Source organism: Rossellomorea marisflavi (assembly GCF_022170785.1).
Classification (GTDB): Bacteria; Bacillota; Bacilli; order Bacillales; family Bacillaceae_B; genus Rossellomorea; species Rossellomorea marisflavi_B.
Genome location: NZ_CP081870.1, coordinates 211530 through 226810 on the forward strand (window position 1 = coordinate 211530; position 15281 = coordinate 226810).

The window sequence follows — 15281 nt, forward strand, 5'->3', positions numbered from 1 at the left end:
GGTTTTCTTATGAATGGTTCAAAATCGAGCGGGAGTGTCCCAACCTGAAGCTCCTGAAAGCAAGAAGCAGGGCAGCTACACCGAGTATAAGAAGCACAACACTGAAATAATTGCTTCCTTCTGTGACGCCGCTGATCAAGTAGAGGCCGCCGATGATGGAGGCAAGGCCTACAATCCCGTTACCGATCATGTGGGCACGGGCCTTCAAGAAGCGGTCGATGACCCATAATGCAATGACGGCTGCGCAGATCGTCGTCACGATCGGGAAAAACGGGCGGAATTTCGCTGCATAGATGAAGAAGTCCATCTGATTGATATCCCCTGATTTTGTCACTTCCCCTGCACTCGCCGACACCTTCGCCGAATTCTTCCACTCGAACTGATCCTCAAGCAGCGCACTTCCTTCATACATGGAAAAGTAGAACGCGAATGGAAGGATTGTAAGGGAGACCAGGAATATCAAGGTCTTCACATTCCTTTTATTCAATTCAATCACACCTTTTTCAATGCTTCATCAGACATGAGGTGTCGCTTCGAGAGGCTCCTGCCTGCCCGTAAGCTGGGACCATTCAACTTTAGACACTTGATGTGCCCACCATCAACGCTTGTCCCTTCAATGTAAAAAAACCCCCACAGGAATCACTCGGATGATGTATCCTGATTTGCCCATATTATACCATCTCCACCCAACTGGATTGAAGTTACATTTTGTTAACATCTCCATAAATGGAAAAAGACACAACAAAAGCCGGTTTCCATCGAAACCGGCTTTCATTCTTCTTTATGTTGGGTGAGGTCGAAAATTTTCCTTGATTCAAAAAGGTCGATAACCTGATTCAGCCAATTGTAGTATTCAATGGCGTAGGTGATCCTCTCGAGGTGATCCTGTGCCCTCTGAGCGGTTTCTTGGTCATCTGTGTCTGCTATGGCTGTTTCCAGATCCCGCATGGATTTGATGGAGGCGTCGAGATTCATCTGGGTTCCCTTCCTCCATTGAGTGGTGAAGCGATCGATGAAGTTTTGATACCAGTCATTCTTCACCTGGTACAAGTCCTTCCTCTCTCCCTTTCGCCATACCTTTTCAACCATATTCAATTCCAACAACGTCCGGACACCGGTGGACATGCTGGTTTTACTCATTTCCAGCTCTTCCTTCAGCTCATCCAGGGTCATTGGTCTATTTTCAAAATAGAGGGTCCCGTAAATTCGTCCTATGGAAGGGGAAACCCCGTATAAATGCATGTTTCGCGCCACAGATTCAATGACTCTCTCCCGTGCCTGGGCGACTAAACCTTCATTATGCATAATACACCACCATTCTAATCACAATAATAAGGGATGGAATACACCCCTTACTATTCATCTTGATTTATTTTAAGGTTTGGATTCTTCAAAGTAAAGGGAACATAAAGAGAGGATATGGGAGGATATCCAAAGAAATCTAAGAATAAGATGATTTCGAACGTACAGTTTTAACTGTACGGACTATATACGTTGAATATGAAGGTTTATCCCATTTGTTACCTGCGACAAAAGTCCTTTATACTTTTAAGGTATGCTAGAAAAATCGCTCGGATTCGACAAAATTTGACGTTTTTAAACAAAGTTAGAGGTGGATTTATGGCTGAGAAGAAAATTAGCGTTCAAAACGTTACCAAAGTCTTTGGTAAATCGCCCCAACAGGGAGTCAAACTCCTGAACGAGGGCAAGACCAAACGGGAAATACTTGAAAAGACCGGCATGACCGTCGGAGTCAACAAAGCAAGCTTCGATGTATACGCAGGTGAAATCTTCGTAATCATGGGGCTTTCAGGAAGTGGTAAATCAACATTGGTAAGGATGCTCAATCGCCTGATTGACCCGACCGATGGAGAAGTCCTCATTGATGGCAAGAACATCGTTAAGCTCAAACCCAACGAGCTTAGGGAAGTTAGAAGGAAGAAACTGAGCATGGTGTTCCAACGCTTCGCACTATTCCCTCACCGAACTGTTCTCGATAATACTGAATATGGACTTGAGGTCCAAGGTATAGAAAAATCCAAACGTAAGCAAAAGGCAATCGAATCCCTTGAGCTAGTTGGGCTCAAAGGATACGAAAACAGCTACCCGAGCGAACTCAGCGGCGGTATGCAGCAGCGTGTCGGTCTGGCGCGTGCCCTTGCAAACGACCCTGATATCCTTCTTATGGATGAAGCATTCAGCGCATTGGATCCGTTGATCCGTAAAGACATGCAGAATGAACTTCTCGAGCTTCAGGAGAAAATGGAGAAGACCATCGTCTTCATCACCCATGACCTTGATGAAGCCCTTCGCATCGGTGATCGCATCGCCCTTATGAAGGATGGGAATATCGTACAGGTGGGTACACCGGAAGAGATCATGACCAATCCTGCCAACGATTACGTAGAGCGTTTCGTTGAGGACGTCGACTTGTCCAAAGTGCTCACTGCTGAGCATGTCATGAAGCGCCCTGAAATGGTGCGCATCGACCGTGGTCCGCGTGTAGCCGTTAAAGTCATGAAAGACGAGGGGATCTCCCACTTGTTCGTCGTGGACAGCAAGCAGAAACTTCTTGGTGCCGTCACCATCGAAGCGGCTTCGGCAGCGGTGAAGAATCAGCAGACGCTTCAGGATATCCTCATTACGGATATTGAGTCGCTCAAACCTGAGACATTGCTTGTAGATATGTTCGAACAAGTCGCAACGGCAAGCCTTCCACTTCCAGTCGTGACGGAAGAAGGCAGATTGCGTGGAGTCATCGTAAGGGGTGCTGTATTAGGCGCACTTGCAGGGCTTGAATCAGATATGAACATCCCGACAGAATCACCTGTAAACTCAGATGCGAATGTAGATGCTGAGGGAATTGAGGTGAATAACATATGACATTCCTACCGAAACTTCCGTTAGCAAGCTGGGTGGATAGCTTCGTCAACTGGATCAAAGACATCTTCGGACCGTTCTTTGACTTCCTGACTGATGCCATCGGATCTGTTGTTGATTTCTTCGTCATGGTTCTTGAATCCATTCCTACGCTTCTGTTGATTTTGATATTTGTTGCCATCGCCTGGTGGGTGAGCCGCTGGACCATCGCCTTATTTACGGCAGTCGGCCTGTTGCTCATTGACAATCTTGGTTACTGGGATGGAACGATCGATACGCTAGCCCTCGTCTTAGCATCCGTTATCATATCTATCATAATAGGTATACCAATCGGAATCTGGATCTCACAAAGTGACCGTGCGATGAAAATCATCACGCCGATCCTTGACTTTATGCAGACGATGCCTGCCTTCGTCTACCTGATTCCTGCGATCATCTTCTTCGGGATCGGAGTGGTACCGGGTATCATTGCATCCGTCATCTTCTCCATGCCTCCGACGATCCGTCTGACCAACCTCGGGATCCGTCAGGTACCGGAAGATCTTGTGGAAGCATCGAACGCCTTCGGTTCGACACCTGGTCAGAAGCTGTTCAAAGTACAGCTGCCGCTGGCTACAAGCACCATCATGGCCGGTATCAACCAAAGCATCATGCTTGCCCTTTCCATGGTCGTCATCGCTTCACTTGTAGGGGCACCTGGACTAGGCGCAGATGTATATCGTGCCGTTACCCAATTGAAAGTCGGTGTTGGTTTTGAAGCTGGTCTGGCCATCGTCATCCTGGCGATCGTACTCGATCGGATTTCTCAAAATATAGGTTCATCTAAAAACTAAAAGGGGGAAACACAATGAAAAAACTACGTATTGCTGGTTTGGCTTCCATCCTCGCTCTATCTGTAGGATTGGCCGCTTGTGGAAATGATTCAAAAGAAGGCAAGACCATCGGTGATGAAGTGGATTACAAAATCACCGGAATCGAGCCTGGAGCCGGTATCATGACGGCAACGAACAAAGCCCTGGAAGAGTACGATAATCTTAAAGACTACAAATTGGTTGAGTCTTCTTCAGCTGCAATGGCTGCAGAGCTTGATAAAGCCATCAAAAATGAAGATCCGATCATCGTGACTGGTTGGACTCCACACTGGATGTTCGCCAAGTATGACCTGAAATATTTGAAAGACCCTAAAGGTGTGTACGGTGACGCTGAAAAAATCGAAACCTTTGCACGTAAAGGCCTAAAAGAAGATCAACCAAGCGCCTACACCGTGCTTGATCAGTTCAGCTGGACGAATGATGACATCGGTGAAGTCATGGTCGATATCCAAGAAGGTACCGATCCTGCCGAAGCTGCTGATAAATGGGTAAAAGACAATAAGGATAAAGTCGATGAATGGACAAAAGGTGCTGACAAAGTAAGCGGCGAAGAAATCACCCTTTCTTATGTGGCATGGGATTCTGAAATCGCCAGCACCAATGTTGTGGCAAAAACACTTGAAAGCATTGGATACAAAGTGAAGCTTGTTCAGCTGGATGCAGGTCCAATGTTCACAGCTGTAGCTGAAGGTAATGCAGATGCAACGGTTTCCGGATGGTTGCCACTGACTCATAAAGACTACCTTGATAAATATGGTGACAAGATGGACCGTCTTGGACCAAACCTTGAAGGTGCAAAAACAGGTCTTGTCGTTCCTTCTTATGTAGAAGCCGACTCAATTGAAGATCTTAAATAATGAACGAAACGAAAGAAGATGCCTCCTGATAACGGAGGCATCCTCTTTTTTTCTTATAATTCCAGCGTCATGAACCGGCTGTTGGGATCGTCGGTATACGATCCGAATGGGGGACAGTAATGAAAGCCTGCACGCTCGTACAGGAGCTGCGCAGGACGGAAGGCATCCGTGGAACCTGTCTCAAGACTGAGCCGGTGATACCCCCGATTCTTTGCTTCCTGTATGATGTGGGAGAGAAGGGCGCCGGCCACTCCTTTCCGGAGGTGGCCTGGGTCGGTCTTCATGGATTTGATCTCACCATGGGTGGGATCGAGTTCTTTCAACGCCCCACACCCGGCAAGGGAGTCCTCGATCCAGGCACTCCAAACGGTAACACCCTCTCCCCTGAGCTTATCGATCCCCAAAGCATGGACGCTTTCCGGAGGGGACGTTTCATTCATGCTCACAAGATGGCTTGTGATCAAGTGCTGCATGGCCGCTCCCGATACATCGTCTACTATGATCTTCATGTCATCTTCCTCCTCCAAATGCTCCAGTATTTCTTCCTATACTTTTCATCTGGAATTGATTCAATCCATTCTTCTACCATAAGAGAACGTGTATCATCGTTACGATAGAAGGAAAGACTTTTGATACTTTGGATGAGGTCTGCTCTGACCAGGGTGAAGTTTTTCTCGCCTTCACAATTTTTAAAGCGTTCCTCCATATGAGACCAAACCAATTCAAACTGCTTATTTCCTGCCAAACCAATCCGCCAGATTTCTTGAAGAGCGTGACGTGCAGTGACGAATTTTTCATCGTAGGTGACCGCCCATATACTGGAGAAATCACGGATGATTCTTTTCTCGGGATCGCTTATGGAAAGTCTCGATAAAAATTGTGCTGCCCTCGAACGTGCATGAGGGTCGGGACTTGAAAGTTCATTCACAAGCTCATCCCATACTTCATAAGCCCAATCGACAGGTTTTTTTAAGATGTCCATTATCGATTGATAAGCTTCATATTGGACCTGTTTGGATGGACATGTAAGATTCTGAAAATGATTTTGTACAGATTGTTTCATGTGAAACGTTCTCCCCTGTTCAGACTTCATAGTTTAAGACTATTATCCATGATCGGGCACGTATGAACAAGCGAGTGTTTCCAATGTAAAACTTTAATTGAATATAATGTAATTCATAATCCAAAAGAATTAGTTTTGTCTGCTTAAATAGTTCTTAATACCTATCACCAACTGTTTTTTATCATTCAAACTCCTTAGGGAACTCCCGATAGATATAGGGTAGAATCCACGGAGGTGTAAATTTGTTTATTATAAAAAAAGAAAATGTATCCCACATGTTAATGGAAACGGCCCAGCGCCTTCATATACCCGTTATTGATGAAGAGTACGAAGGGCCATTGGTACTGGACGAGCATTCAAGAGTACTGACGAATTCCGAGGCATGCCTTCAGCGTCTGAATGAATGGGCGCCACAGCATCCCTTCACCCGGATCTCCCAGATGGTCAAACAGAAGGCAACGTTCAGAGCGATGCTATCCGATCTATTCCCGGACTACTATTTCCAACTGGTATCCCTGCAAGAACTACGCTCCATGCCAAAAGAGATCCTGCCATTCCCCCTCGTCATCAAGCCGAATAAAGGCTATTCAAGTGTCGGGGTGAAGCTGGTTCAAGATCGTTCCGAATGGGATCGGTCCGTTGCTGAGCTTTATGGCGAGCTGACTCTGTCCAAGGGAGTCTACAGCGAGTCAGTCGTCGATCAGGATGAGATCATCATCGAGAAGTGGATTGATGGGGAGGAGTATGCAGTTGACTGCTACTTCGATCATGAAGGCAAGCCGGTGATCCTGAATATCTTGAAGAGGATGTTTGCCTCTTCAACCGATACATCCGATCGTATGTATTATACGTCCACGTCCATCGTGGCAGAGGTATTCCATGAAGTGGAGGAATTCCTTCATAAACTTAGCGGGATGCTTAAAGTCAGTCACTACCCCTTCCACTTGGAGCTGCGCCGCAGTGAAGCCGGTATGATGGCAATCGAGTTGAACCCGCTCCGCTTTGCTGGAGCCGGTACGACCGATATCAGTACCTATGCATACGGCATCAATGGTGCAGAGGCGTATATGCTCAACCAGCGTCCGGACTGGTCGGAAATCTTAACGCGCACCGACGATCGTGTCTATGGGTTCTGTTGCATCGAACTTCCTGTAGACATAGTGAAACAGGACTTGCACAGCTTTGATCATGAAGCATTGAAAGAACGATTCACGGACATCCTCGAGTACCGGAATGTCGAGTCATCTGATGACCAGATGCTGTCAGTGGTCTTTTTCAGGACGTCATCGATGGAAGAGGTGCACGATCTTCTGCACATAGAGTTGAACCCGTATATCACCGAGAAGAAAGTGGGGGTACCATCATGAAATCATTCAATCTGAATCCTAAGAAATCCCTGCAAGGTCAGATGTTCCTGAACTTCATGATTCCATTTGCGATCATCGGACTGGCGCTGTTCATTTTCGTCAAATCCATCACTGGATACATTATCGATGAGCATGTACTTCCGGAATTCGATCAGATCCTTGAGATGAATGGCGAGAATTTATCTACGTTCACCGATGAAAACGTCGTGAATCAGGTAATAGCAGGCGAGGGCGGTGAATCTCAGCTCACGACATTCCTTGATGAGTACGCCAAGGGGAAGGAAGGCCTCGAGTACGTGTATGTGTTGACCCGGCAGAACGGGAAAGACTATATCGTCGGGTTGAATGGGTCATCCGATGCCATGGTGGAATCTCCGTTCACGGATGATCAGGCACGTGCGTTTGAAGAGAAGAAGTCCGTCCTGACATCCATCTATACGGATAAATGGGGAAGTCATAAATCCTACTTCGTTCCAATCGATGGATCGGATGCCATCATCGGTGTCGATATGAGCACGAAGTTCATTGACGACCTCGTCAATACGATCAATCTCTTCCTTATCGGATTCGTGGTCATGGCCATCCTCATCGGCGGTGTCATTGCATACCTATTCGGGCGTAACATGAATAAGCACATCCAGAAGCTCGTCCACTCCATGGATAAAATGGCCAGTGGAGATCTGACAGAAGAAATCACCACGACGAGAAAAGATGAGATCGGGACCCTTTCCCTTAAGTTCGAGCATATGCGCGGGAATCTTATCCGGATGATCGAAAGCGTCAAGACGAATGCCGACGCAATTGATGCCACTAGCGTTGATCTCGTGACCGGCTTTAGCGAGATGACCGAGGCATCGGAACAAATTGCAACGGGAACGATGGAGGAAGCGCGGGCAAGCGAGAGCCGCTCACAGCATATCGAGCGGATCTCAACCGGTACCACCTCCATGTCCGATGAAGTGAAGGCTCTGACAGAACAGACCGGACGCATCGACCAGTTCACACAGAGCACGAGCCAACGGGCCAAAGAAGGGTCCGATCAGATTGTGAGAATCACCGATCAAATCACCCGGATCCAGAAGAACAGCCAGGTCAGCCATGAACGATTGATGACACTGGAAAACAAAATCGTCGCCATCAACCGGGATATTGACCTGATCAAGGACATTTCAGATCAAACCAATCTCCTCTCCCTGAATGCTTCCATCGAAGCAGCCAGGGCAGGAGAAGCCGGAAAAGGGTTTGCTGTCGTGGCAGAAGAGGTTCAGAATCTGGCACGTCTGACTGATTCCAATGTGAAAACGATCAATCAGGCCATCCAAGAGATCAACCAGCAGACTGCTGAAATGATGGATGCCAACAAAGAAGTCAATTCCGATATTGAAGATGGAGTAAACCTTGTGGCCACAAGCGGAGAGCTGTTTGAAACCATCTTCCACGGTGTCCAAGGCCTATCCGATGAAGTGAAGAAAATGGTTTCGAGCATGGATACGGTGCAATCAAACACAAAAGATTCCATTGAATCCATCCATGAAATCGCGGCAATCTCAGAGGAAGGGGTGGCGACGCTTCAGGAAATCGCCTCATCTTCCGAACAGCAAAATACCACGGTCCGAACCCTTCAAACGAAAAACAGTGAGCTGAAGGCCATGGCCGACTCATTGAAGGAAGAAGTTCAAAGGTTCAAAGTTTAGGAAAACAATAAAAAGGAAACCCAAGAATGAAAGAAACTCATTCTTGGGTTTTTTCGTTTGACGTCAGCGGTCATTCAATGCAGCGAAGTAGGATCCAATTCTATCAAACGTATCAGATGTCCTTTCCATCAGCCATTCCTTCATCTCTTCGCGGTCCTTCAAGGGGGTCTGGTCAAGGATGTTAGAGAGGAAGGCCTTCTTTACTGCGTCTATTGCCGGCTGGATGTCATCTCCGTTGCGGATTCCTTCAAAAAAAGTGATGTACGTCTGTACAAGCTCATCCTTCAGGATGCGATCTGATTTCCCCAGGCGGTTGGTGATGCGCACTTCTTTTTCCTGTTCAGGCATGAGACGTACATCAGGTACAGTGATTGATGCCCGTGCTTGGAAGAATCGCTCTTCCAAGGAACTGTGATGTTCGACGACCGCACGATTATGCTTCGCGTATCCATTGATGAGGTCTTTGAATCCTGCCTGAGCGTCACCTGTCAGGAACTTCTCGCTGAATCGATTCAATGCTGAAAGGGAAGCGGCATACTCCAGATGCGCTTCAAATGAATCCAATTCCCTGATGAGTCCGCCGGCAAGATCGATTCCGCCAGCGTGCAGGCTGTCCAATCCATCCGTGATCCGCTTTAAATGCTCTTCCATGTCTGCGACTTCTTCTCGTGGTTTCCCATCAAATCCCCCCTGTTCATGAAGGTATTGACTGAAAATCAGCCATTGATCCTTTGGCTTGTAGGAGAATGGATCATCGGGGTCAATGGTGGTCTTGGAATAAAGGTCCTCCATCCTGATCTTCTCTGCATCGGCAAACGTTCTCCACTCATTGGAAAGGGTAACAGTATACGCCTTGTCTTCTTTTGGAATCGTTACAGGATTCTTCGGAAAAGCAGGTGCAAATCCATTTTGGTTCAGATCCTTGGGGGCGCCCATCAATGCCCCAGTATACGAAAGATCGATCTTCATATTCCTCCACCTCAATCACGTATTTTATTCCTTTTACTTTCATTATCGGAATAATCAGGATGTTATGAAGTCCGGGTGTGGAACTGGCGTCAGTGGGCCGCCAGTTCTTGGAGGATGGAGGATCTCCTGAGTTGCCACAGAGGGAAGAGGACCGCCACCATACCGAGGATGGGAGAAAGGATCAAACAGCCACCGGTGAATGACCACTTCATAACAAATGAATGATGGTCCAGGGCAGACAAGAGAAGCTGAAGCAGGATGGTCCCGTAAAGGGAGCCCAGGATGCCGCCTGCCGATGTAATGAGGATCCCCTCGGCCAGGATCAAGCGTGAAATCTTCCTGAACGATATCCCTAACGCCCTCATCGTCGCGATTTCCCTTCTCCGTTCCTTCAGGCTTCCTGCCATATTGTTCATCAATCCGATCAGGGCCAAAAGGCATATGAGGGAAATGGAGATTCCCAGAAAAGCGGCTCTTTGGGTGAATTGATGATGCAAGAGCTCAAGTTCCTCGCCCTTATCCAATGAAATCGCCTCAGATGTTCCTTCATTTTGAACAAACGATTGAATATGTGCTTCATGCTCCTCCTTATTGGAGGAATCGGTAAAGGTGTAGTGGATTTCATCCAAGCTGACAGGTCCCATGTTCGCTTCCATCCAACTCGGGGAGGTGTAGAAGGAGAAATCCTCCCGATCGCTGAAAGGGAATGCCTGTATAATACCGGTTACCTTTAAGTCTACTGTTTCATATCCTCTCTTCCATTTACCTGAGCCATAGTCGTAGCTTGATTCTCTTACCATGGAGATGGAATCTCCAACCTGGAGGTCAAGCTTTTTAGACATAAAGGACGTGATGACAACTCCCCCCTCATTGAAATCGGACATCTTGAGTGCCCCTGCTAAAATCATAAGGGGAAACGCCTGTTGAAGCACCTTCCAGTCCACGGGTTGAAGCGAAGTGAGCAATTCAGGCTTACCGTCCACATTAATCGTACTCATATCAGTGCCGTGCATCTTCCATCCATCGGTAATCATGAGCTTTCCTTTATAAATCGGCACGGCAGATACCCCGTCAAGCTCTTGGATATCGTGGAATAATTTTTGACTAAATCCATCTTGATCCAATCCTGTATTCGACTGAAGGATATGATCGAGTGGATAACGATCCATGATGCTCTTCATCGTATCTTGTTTGACTGTACCGAGCACCCCTGTACCAACGATTCCGATGGAGCAGGCAAGCATCGTCACGGTTGCAATCTGGACGCTTCGTCGTGCCTGCCTGAGCGTGCTGCGTCTCGCAAGGGAGGTCCCATTACGAATCAGGGGGGCAAGAAGGGAGCTCAATGCGCGGATGGTCCAGCTGAAAAGGGCAGGGAGTAGGAGTCCAGTCCCGACTGTAAGGAGGGCTGCTGAGGCAAGGTGTCCCTTTGCTCCCCCTGATAACAGTGCCGCTATCAGGGCGAAGGAGATGGCCAAAGCTCCCAGCATGTTCCGGATCCAACCGCCCTTGTGCCCATGAATGCTTGCCTCACGGTATGCATGAAGCGGACGTTCGCGGCTGGCAAGGACGGCTGGGAGACAGCTGCCCGCTACAGTGACCATCATCCCTCCGACCAGACTCAGGAGGGCAAACGACGGATCGAATGTGAGCCCAGTCATGGTCAGTCCGCTCATGCGGGACAGGAAGCCCTGCAGCATGAAGGCAAGACCTGCGCCAATGCCGATTCCGAGAAAGGCCGATACAAGCGCGAGGATGGTGGCTTCGGTCATGACCAGCCATACGATTTGACGCCTTTTCGATCCGATCAGGCGAAGGGTGGCGATTTCTTTCTTCCGTTCCTGGATCGACATTTGCAGGGTGCTGATGAGGAGAAGTGTGCTCCCCAGCGTCACGGCGGCACCCAGTCCCTGGACGAGAGGTTTCAGTCCGCCAAGCTGGCTGCGTTCGGTATCCTTTGCTACCTGCCGGTCAATATATAGATCCGGGTCGATCTCATTCAGTTTCTGGAGGGCAGACTCTTTTTCTCTCCAATCACTGAGGTCGAGCATGACGGTCGTTGTGTGGCCTGATTGTCCGGTTACTTCCGAAAGCCACTTTCTCTCGAATAAAAATATGAAATTGGCATGCTCACTCTTCGCAAGGATTCCTGACACCCGTACGGTCCGGTCTTTACCCGGGGGGAACGGAAGGGTCAGTTCTGAGCCGATGGAAAGATGATGTGATTTGGCCCAGCTGTATGGAATCGCAATCTCCTCGTTCCCCGGTAGTGTACCGGAAGAAAGCTTCCCCAAGGGGTGCTCACTGGTCAACGGCACGCGATCCACACCGATGTACATGGGCTGGAGCTGGGTGACGGACTGGTACGGATGATCGTCCCCGATGTAGGGATAGAGAAACGAACTTGTGCGGGACACCTCCTGATAGGATTGAATGTCTTTCACCTGTTCATCCGTCAGGAACGATGAAGCGGTTTGATAGCCTGCGATGATTTCATATCGGCCATATTTCTCTTCGGCAATCCCTTCATTGGCGTCCTCCAGGGAGGTCATCAGGATGTTGGTGGCAAACATCAGGGCGAATCCGAGTGAGATTCCTATGATGGATAAAATGGTCCGGCTCTTCCGGGATAGCAGGAAGCGAATGGCTAAACGAAGAACTGTCATCATCGGGAGAACCTCTCGATTTCCTGATTGAGGAGGGCTGTCTTCTCCACGATGGAGTGGTTTCCTGAAAGGAGCGTGTCTTTCATCAGTGCCCCGTCGCGAAGGAAGATGACCCGATGGGAGTTGGCGGCAACCTGAGCATCATGGGTGACCATGATGAGGGTGTGACCGTGCTCTTCGGTGAACGCTCGGAGAAGCTGCAGAATCTCCTTTCCGGTTTTCGAATCCAGGCTTCCTGTCGGTTCATCGGCGAGGATGATCTTAGGCTCTGTCACCAAGGCCCTCGCAATCGCCACCCGCTGCTGTTGTCCACCCGAAAGCTCGGAGGGAAACGAACCGGAAAGGTGGGAAATGCCGAGATGATCCAATAGATCCATGGCCCTTTTCTTTATGCCTTTCCGCTTTGAAGCCAGGTCTGAAGGAAGGGTGACATTCTCCAGAACCGTAAGGACCGGGATCAGGTTGAAGAACTGGAAGATGAATCCGATGTGATCCCTTCTCAGTTCGGTGAGGGCACCGTCCCTCAATGAGTGGACGGGCTTTCCGTTCAGGTGGATGGTCCCCCTGGTCGGTTGATCGAGTCCGGCCATCATATTCAACAGGGTCGATTTCCCTGAACCGCTTGTCCCCATGATGGCCAGGAACTCACCCTTTTCCACGTTCATCGTCAGATCCTTCAGGGCATGCAAGGTGTTGGAGCCCTGCCCGTATACTTTTTCAAGATGGTTGATTTGCAAGATGGTCATATCATTTCCTCCTCTATGCCCGTATCGTACAGAAGGGACCTCAACTCCCCATCGGGAAAGTATCAAGAAACTATCAAGTTTATCCAAGGATGGGATTGATATAATAAAAGAAAAACAGATGGGAACGAAACAGATGAGTAAACGGATATTGATTGTAGATGATGAAAAAGAGATTGCAGACCTCTTGGAAGACTTTCTTACGGTGGAGGGATTCGATGTCTCGAAGGCCTTCAACGCAAAGGAAGCAAGGGAGCACCTTCAAAGAGGAGAGATTTTTCTGGTTTTGCTGGATATCATGATGCCGGACGATTCTGGCTTTACCCTCTGCAAGGAGATCCGCCGGACATCGTCCATCCCCATTCTCTTCCTGAGTGCCTTGGATGATGATACAAGTAAGATCAGGGGACTCAGCATCGGGGCGGATGATTATATTGTCAAAAACGCTTCCCCCGGAGAAATCGTGGCCCGGGTCAAGGCAGTGGAGCGGAGGATCGGACCCAGCCTTTCTTCGACCTTGTCCTATGCAGGTGTCTCCCTCCATACTGATTCACGTACATTCCAAGTCGGGAACGAACGGGTAAATCTGACGGGGAAGGAGTATGAGCTCATGCATCTCTTCCTGGAGGGGCCCAATCAGGTTTACACCTATGAACAGATCCTGGAGAGGATTTGGGGGTATGAAGGAGGGGACTTCCACACTGTCAGGGTCCATGTTGCCAAGCTGAGGGAAAAGGTCCAGGAAAAGACGTCACGCTTCCAGATTTCAACGGTATGGGGAGTCGGGTACAAAGCGGAGGAGCTGATCCATGCGTAAGGAGGCCCTTTCAATCAAACAATGGCTCTTGCTCTTCCTTCTTCTCTTCATGGTTCTCCCTTTATTGGCGACAAGGGGAGTCGTATACCTTTATGAGGATTGGCATGCGTCAGAGGCCGAAACGTTCCTTCCAAGCCTGGAGCCCTGGGTGAACGAAGACGTCCTCTCAAAGTCTGACCTGTGGAAAGACATCGGGTGGCAAGAAGAGATGGAGATGGAAGCTAAGGAGAAAGAAGTCGAACTGAAGATCTTTGACGGTGAGGACAAACTCTTATTCTCTAACATGAAGCAAGGGGGGAGCCAGGGCCCATCCTTTCTTGAGGAATATCCGCTGATGGATGGTCAGGAACGGCAAGGAACGGTCTACGTCAAAGATATGAGGAGTCCCGTCAAGCCGGATCAACCTTCTTGGCTTGGTTATCTCGTTAATGAATGGGGTGGCGGGTTCATCTTTCTTGCGGTATTCGCCCTCATTCTTCTTATCGGTTCACGCTTCATCAGGAAGAAGATCCTCCTGCCCGTAAAAGAACTGAAGGAGGCAGCGGAACTCATCAGCACAAGGCAGTTCCATTCGCAGCTGCCCACGACCCCGGTCAAGGAACTGAATGACCTGTCACGGTCCATCTCCACCATGCAAATGAAACTGGAGGAATCCACGACCCGTCAGGCTCAGATGGAGGAGGAAAGAAAGATGTTCATCTCCTCCATCATCCATGATCTCCGGACCCCGCTTTTCTCGATCAGGGGATACTTGGAAGGCATTCTAAAGGGAGTGGCCGATACGCCGCAGAAGAGGATGAACTATGTCGACATCAGCTATCGGAAGGCAAACGTCCTCAATCAGCTTATTGACGAGCTCCATACGTACACGAAGATGAATTTGCTCGATGCCAAGCTTTCTCTTCAACAGGTGGATATGGCCGACCTTGCACAAGAACTTGTGACCAGTCTCCTTCCCCTGGCGGAGGAGAAAGATCAGGTGTTATCGATAAGAGTTGAAGGGGATTTTATAACCGATGCAGATCCTTTCCTTTTCTCACGAGCTCTTGAAAACATCATCGGCAATGCCATCCGGTACACGCCGTCACGAGGGGAAGTGACGGTGACTGTCAAAGCATCCAGCATTGCTGTGGAGGACAACGGAGAAGGCATCCCTCCTCACGAAATCCACTCCATCTTCCAGCCCTTATATCGCGGGGAACATTCCCGTAACAGGGAGACAGGGGGAAGCGGACTCGGACTCGCCATTGCCAAGCAAATCGTGGAACGCCATGGGGGACAGATCGAGGTGGAGAGCTGTATGGGGAAAGGATCGACATTCATTATCCGATTATAGGTAGATTAAAGCGTTTA

The 15281-nt window shown here is 48.7% G+C and carries 14 protein-coding genes; 7 read left to right on the top strand and 7 right to left on the bottom strand.

The window, feature by feature from the left end:
* Positions 1–7 precede the first annotated feature (7 nt).
* The gene (locus K6T23_RS01205) at positions 8–487 is read right to left on the bottom strand and encodes a DUF4306 domain-containing protein (RefSeq protein WP_148986014.1); all 480 of its coding nucleotides are present in this window, start codon (positions 485–487) and stop codon (positions 8–10) included.
* 284 nt (positions 488–771) lie between these two features.
* On the bottom strand, positions 772–1173 hold the full coding sequence (locus tag K6T23_RS01210; protein ID WP_337946926.1) for a GbsR/MarR family transcriptional regulator: 402 nt from the start codon (positions 1171–1173) through the stop codon (positions 772–774).
* A gap of 447 nt (positions 1174–1620) precedes the next feature.
* Between K6T23_RS01210 and proV the strand changes: the two genes are divergently transcribed.
* The 3 genes from proV to K6T23_RS01225 are packed head-to-tail and all read left to right on the top strand — an operon-like array spanning position 1621 to position 4609.
* Positions 1621–2883: a glycine betaine/L-proline ABC transporter ATP-binding protein ProV gene (gene proV, locus K6T23_RS01215; protein WP_079513774.1), complete on the top strand. Its 1263-nt coding sequence runs from the start codon at positions 1621–1623 to the stop codon at positions 2881–2883.
* On the top strand, positions 2880–3713 hold the full coding sequence (locus K6T23_RS01220) for an ABC transporter permease (RefSeq protein ID WP_079513776.1): 834 nt from the start codon (positions 2880–2882) through the stop codon (positions 3711–3713). Before proV ends, K6T23_RS01220 begins: the two co-directional genes overlap by 4 nt.
* Positions 3714–3727: 14 nt before the next feature.
* Positions 3728–4609 (top strand): glycine betaine ABC transporter substrate-binding protein, encoded by an 882-nt coding sequence (locus K6T23_RS01225; protein ID WP_079513778.1) that lies wholly within the window; start codon positions 3728–3730, stop codon positions 4607–4609.
* 53 nt (positions 4610–4662) lie between these two features.
* Here K6T23_RS01225 and K6T23_RS01230 read toward each other — a convergent pair whose 3' ends face one another.
* Positions 4663–5118 (bottom strand): GNAT family N-acetyltransferase, encoded by a 456-nt coding sequence (locus tag K6T23_RS01230; protein ID WP_148986015.1) that lies wholly within the window; start codon positions 5116–5118, stop codon positions 4663–4665.
* The gene (locus tag K6T23_RS01235; protein WP_079513782.1) at positions 5115–5672 is read right to left on the bottom strand and encodes a hypothetical protein; all 558 of its coding nucleotides are present in this window, start codon (positions 5670–5672) and stop codon (positions 5115–5117) included. Before K6T23_RS01235 ends, K6T23_RS01230 begins: the two co-directional genes overlap by 4 nt.
* 275 nt (positions 5673–5947) lie before the next feature.
* Here K6T23_RS01235 and K6T23_RS01240 point away from each other — a divergent pair, with 275 nt between their 5' ends.
* Together K6T23_RS01240 and K6T23_RS01245 are read left to right on the top strand one after the other, a co-directional pair.
* The gene (locus tag K6T23_RS01240; protein WP_238283421.1) at positions 5948–7039 is read left to right on the top strand and encodes an ATP-grasp domain-containing protein; all 1092 of its coding nucleotides are present in this window, start codon (positions 5948–5950) and stop codon (positions 7037–7039) included.
* Positions 7036–8733: a methyl-accepting chemotaxis protein gene (locus tag K6T23_RS01245; protein ID WP_079513786.1), complete on the top strand. Its 1698-nt coding sequence runs from the start codon at positions 7036–7038 to the stop codon at positions 8731–8733. The genes K6T23_RS01240 and K6T23_RS01245 overlap by 4 nt, the downstream gene beginning before the upstream one ends.
* Positions 8734–8796: 63 nt before the next feature.
* Here the strand turns inward: K6T23_RS01245 and K6T23_RS01250 are convergent, their stop codons facing one another.
* The 3 genes from K6T23_RS01250 to K6T23_RS01260 all read right to left on the bottom strand — a co-directional run bounded on the left by K6T23_RS01250 (position 8797) and on the right by K6T23_RS01260 (position 13114).
* On the bottom strand, positions 8797–9702 hold the full coding sequence (locus tag K6T23_RS01250; RefSeq protein ID WP_238283422.1) for a hypothetical protein: 906 nt from the start codon (positions 9700–9702) through the stop codon (positions 8797–8799).
* Between the two features lie 89 nt (positions 9703–9791).
* Positions 9792–12371, bottom strand: coding sequence for an ABC transporter permease (locus tag K6T23_RS01255; RefSeq protein ID WP_238283423.1), 2580 nt, complete (start codon positions 12369–12371; stop codon positions 9792–9794).
* Entirely contained in the window at positions 12368–13114 is a 747-nt protein-coding gene (locus K6T23_RS01260; RefSeq protein WP_079513792.1) for an ABC transporter ATP-binding protein, read from the bottom strand. Before K6T23_RS01260 ends, K6T23_RS01255 begins: the two co-directional genes overlap by 4 nt.
* Positions 13115–13232: 118 nt before the next feature.
* Between K6T23_RS01260 and K6T23_RS01265 the strand changes: the two genes are divergently transcribed.
* Both K6T23_RS01265 and K6T23_RS01270 read left to right on the top strand, forming a co-directional pair.
* Positions 13233–13928: a response regulator transcription factor gene (locus tag K6T23_RS01265; RefSeq protein WP_238283424.1), complete on the top strand. Its 696-nt coding sequence runs from the start codon at positions 13233–13235 to the stop codon at positions 13926–13928.
* Positions 13921–15264 carry a sensor histidine kinase gene (locus tag K6T23_RS01270; protein WP_079513794.1) on the top strand — a complete coding sequence of 448 codons (1344 nt, stop codon included), beginning with the start codon at positions 13921–13923 and terminating at the stop codon, positions 15262–15264. The genes K6T23_RS01265 and K6T23_RS01270 overlap by 8 nt, the downstream gene beginning before the upstream one ends.
* The last annotated feature ends 17 nt before the right edge of the window (positions 15265–15281 follow it).

Excerpts from the sequence above, each read along its gene's own strand:
- K6T23_RS01210 (WP_337946926.1), bottom strand. The coding sequence starts at position 1,173 with ATGACCCTGGATGAGCTGAAGGAAGAGCTGGAAATGAGTAAAACCAGC.
- proV (WP_079513774.1), top strand. The coding sequence starts at position 1,621 with ATGGCTGAGAAGAAAATTAGCGTTCAAAACGTTACCAAAGTCTTTGGT.
- K6T23_RS01220 (WP_079513776.1), top strand. The coding sequence starts at position 2,880 with ATGACATTCCTACCGAAACTTCCGTTAGCAAGCTGGGTGGATAGCTTC.
- K6T23_RS01225 (WP_079513778.1), top strand. The coding sequence starts at position 3,728 with ATGAAAAAACTACGTATTGCTGGTTTGGCTTCCATCCTCGCTCTATCT.
- K6T23_RS01230 (WP_148986015.1), bottom strand. The coding sequence starts at position 5,118 with ATGAAGATCATAGTAGACGATGTATCGGGAGCGGCCATGCAGCACTTG.
- K6T23_RS01235 (WP_079513782.1), bottom strand. The coding sequence starts at position 5,672 with ATGAAACAATCTGTACAAAATCATTTTCAGAATCTTACATGTCCATCC.
- K6T23_RS01240 (WP_238283421.1), top strand. The coding sequence starts at position 5,948 with ATGTTAATGGAAACGGCCCAGCGCCTTCATATACCCGTTATTGATGAA.
- K6T23_RS01245 (WP_079513786.1), top strand. The coding sequence starts at position 7,036 with ATGAAATCATTCAATCTGAATCCTAAGAAATCCCTGCAAGGTCAGATG.
- K6T23_RS01250 (WP_238283422.1), bottom strand. The coding sequence starts at position 9,702 with ATGAAGATCGATCTTTCGTATACTGGGGCATTGATGGGCGCCCCCAAG.
- K6T23_RS01255 (WP_238283423.1), bottom strand. The coding sequence starts at position 12,371 with ATGATGACAGTTCTTCGTTTAGCCATTCGCTTCCTGCTATCCCGGAAG.
- K6T23_RS01260 (WP_079513792.1), bottom strand. The coding sequence starts at position 13,114 with ATGACCATCTTGCAAATCAACCATCTTGAAAAAGTATACGGGCAGGGC.
- K6T23_RS01265 (WP_238283424.1), top strand. The coding sequence starts at position 13,233 with ATGGGAACGAAACAGATGAGTAAACGGATATTGATTGTAGATGATGAA.
- K6T23_RS01270 (WP_079513794.1), top strand. The coding sequence starts at position 13,921 with ATGCGTAAGGAGGCCCTTTCAATCAAACAATGGCTCTTGCTCTTCCTT.